The sequence below is a fragment of the Agathobaculum sp. genome, from assembly GCF_022775115.1.
Taxonomy (GTDB): domain Bacteria; phylum Bacillota; class Clostridia; order Oscillospirales; family Butyricicoccaceae; genus Agathobaculum.
The window spans coordinates 1-2,811 of sequence record NZ_JALFLA010000019.1; the positions used below are offsets into that span (position 1 = coordinate 1).

At 60.3% G+C, this 2,811-nt stretch carries 4 protein-coding genes; all 4 read left to right on the forward strand.

Going from position 1 to position 2,811, the window contains the following annotated elements:
* The first annotated feature begins 216 nt into the window (after window positions 1–216).
* Complete coding sequence (locus MR935_RS02845; RefSeq protein ID WP_290570858.1) at window positions 217–525, forward strand: hypothetical protein; 309 nt, start codon at window positions 217–219, stop codon at window positions 523–525.
* Window positions 526–538: 13 nt separating this feature from the next.
* Window positions 539–808 carry a phage holin family protein gene (locus MR935_RS02850; RefSeq protein ID WP_290570860.1) on the forward strand — a complete coding sequence of 90 codons (270 nt, stop codon included), beginning with the start codon at window positions 539–541 and terminating at the stop codon, window positions 806–808.
* A gap of 343 nt (window positions 809–1,151) precedes the next feature.
* The gene (locus tag MR935_RS02855) at window positions 1,152–2,051 is read left to right on the forward strand and encodes an N-acetylmuramoyl-L-alanine amidase (protein WP_290570862.1); all 900 of its coding nucleotides are present in this window, start codon (window positions 1,152–1,154) and stop codon (window positions 2,049–2,051) included.
* 55 nt (window positions 2,052–2,106) lie between these two features.
* Window positions 2,107–2,811, forward strand: a 705-nt coding sequence (locus MR935_RS02860) for a hypothetical protein (protein WP_290570864.1), incomplete at its 3' end; no start/stop codon positions are given.

Below are 2,811 nucleotides of genomic sequence, written 5' to 3' on the forward strand. Positions count from 1 at the left end.
GCGTATGGCGGCGATATCGGCGTATGTCTTGACAAGTACGACAAGGCGCACGGCCTTGCGCATGACGCGCTTGCCCGCGCGCAGTACCGCCACTGGCGGTCGATCGAGACCGGCGTGCCCGAGCTGCTGCGCCCGACGGACAAGCAGCTGCTGGGTATCCAGTAAGGCGCGGAAAGGAGGACGCGGGGCGGCGCAAAACCGCCCCGCCCGACCAAGATGGAAGCATTTATCACAAAGCACCTGTTTGAGCTGCTGATGACAGCGGCGGTCGCGCTGCTGGGTGCGGGCTACCGCGTGACGCTGCGCGAGATCAGCAAGCAGCGCGTCGAGCGCGAGGCGATTTTGAGCCTGTTGCGCAGCGAGATTATCACGCTGCATGGCCGCTACACGGGCAAGGAGGATATCCCGATTTACGCGCAGGAGAATGTGCAGGCGATGTATGAAGCCTACCACACGCTGGGCGGCAACGGCACGGTAACCAAGCTAGTGGGAGAGCTGATGAGCCTGCCCACCCGGAAGAGCTGAAAGGAGAAAACACATGAACTGGAAGGTACGGCTGAAGAACCCGGTCTGGTGGGCGCAGATGGCGCTGGCCGTGCTGACACCCATCCTCGCTTACGCGGGGCTGACCGCCGCCGACCTGACCACATGGGACGCGCTGGCCGGGCTGCTCATCGGCGCGCTGCGCAACCCCTATGTGCTGGGGCTTGTGGCGGTGAGCGTGTGGAACGCCTGCAACGACCCGACCACGGCGGGTCTTACGGACAGCGCGCGGGCGCTGGGCTACACCAAACCCGCGCAGAAATGATAAAAGCCGCCTGAATAGGCGGCGTGTTGACACTCTGCGGCGCACGATGGTATAATAAGTCGGGCGCTGTCGTTCCCAGCGGCGGGCGGCTGGCCACTCTCCTGCAAAGGAGGTGGTGCATATGGGTCAAAAACTCGTTCGAGTTTTGATATGGGCAATCATTTTGCTACATATTTTGACTATAAATGCAAAGTAACCGCCCCATAGACCAAAATGTAGCGGTTACTTTAACTGTATACAATTAGGTCAGCCGTCTGCCGACAGCGTCCCTTTGTATGTATTATACCACACGCGCCGCCAAAGTCAAGGCGGGGCGTTTTTTATTTGCCCTGGGAAAGGAGAAATGATGAAAATCTTACTGATCGCCGGGCACGGCGGCACGCCCTATGACCCCGGCGCGGTGGCGAACGGGTACACCGAGGCGGTGGAAACCCGCCGCATGATGTTCGCGGTCGCGCCGCTGCTGCGGGCATACGGCTTCGAGGTCGAGGTCTACGACCAGCACAAGGATGCGTACAAGGTGGTAAGGCAGGGCGGCAGCCTGCCGCTAAGCGGCGTGGACTATGCGCTCGAATTCCACCACAATGCGGCGGCGAAGGACTACGCAGGCGACGGGCGCACGACCGGCACGGAGATCTGGATTCACACCAGCGAGAAAAGCGACGGCGTGGAGCAGGCCATCCTGCGGCGCATGACCGCGCTGGGCTTCCGCAATCGCGGCGTCAAGCGCTCGGGCGGCTTCGCGGTGCAGCGGCATTGTATCCGGCGCGGGGTGTCCCACGCGCTGATTGAGACGTGTTTTGTGGACGACAAGGACGATATGACCTTGTACAAGGCCAAGTTTCACGACATCGCCCGCGCAATCGCGGACGGTGTGGCAGAGGGCTTTGGCAAGGCAGTTGTGGAAACGGAGGAGAACGAAGTGGTACAGAAGAAAAACGTGCGCATCGACGGCAAGGCGTATGAATGCGCCTGCATCGTAAAGGACGACGAGAATTACGTTCGCCTGCGCGACATGGTGCAGGCCGGGTACGGCATCAGCTATGACGCAAAGACGGGCATGCCCGGCGTATTTGCGCCGCAGACGCGCACGGACGTGCCCGCCGCGAGCGATGAGGTGCAGGCCGCGGTAGACAAGCTGCAGACCGTGTGTGGGCTGGAGGAGCAGACGATAGGCTATCTGCTGCGGTATCAGTACGGCGATGCGCTGCTGAAAAAGCTGGCGGCGGCGGTGGATAGGTAGGGCTGCAAATACCCAAGCGCTTGGGCATGCGCTAAAAAATAAAGGAGGGCAGCAAATGGGCCTTGGAAAAATTATGGCGGCGACGATTGGCGGCGTGGCCAGCGCTGCCAAGGCTGCTGCGAGCAACAAAAAAAGCGGCAGCGGCACAAGCAGCGGTGGAAGCTCGTCCAGCAGTGCGAGCACCAGCACGAGCAGCCAGACGGGCAGCGCTGGCGGGAATAAGTACGGCAACTATCTCAATGATAGCGGCGGCAAGACAATCACTACCGCAGAACGTGATCGGTTACAGGCCGGAGCGGATCAAGCGGCGGCAAACTGGCACAAAGCTACAAGTGATGCGGATAAGGCGTATTGGCACGATGTCGCTATAAAATATAACACTGGATTGGGAAAAAGCTACGACGACAGCACCGGAAAGTGGTCGGGTGGATATGCGGTTGCAGACCCTAACCCATATGAGGGGCAGGTAATGGAAGACTACCGGGACACGCTGCAAAGCAGCTATGACGCGCAGCGCGACGCGATTCAAGCGGGTGTGGATTCGGCGGTCGCTGACCTGAACGCGCAGAAGGGCGATATCGCCAAGCTGACCGGACGGAGCAATGCGGCGGCCGAGCAAGCATACATGCAAACCATCAATCCAAACGGCAGTCTGGCCGAGAGCCTTGCGGCAAACGGTCTGCTGAACACAGGACTAACTGAATCCAGCCAGATCAGCGCAGGGAACAGCTACCAGAACGCGATCAATCAGAACGCGAGC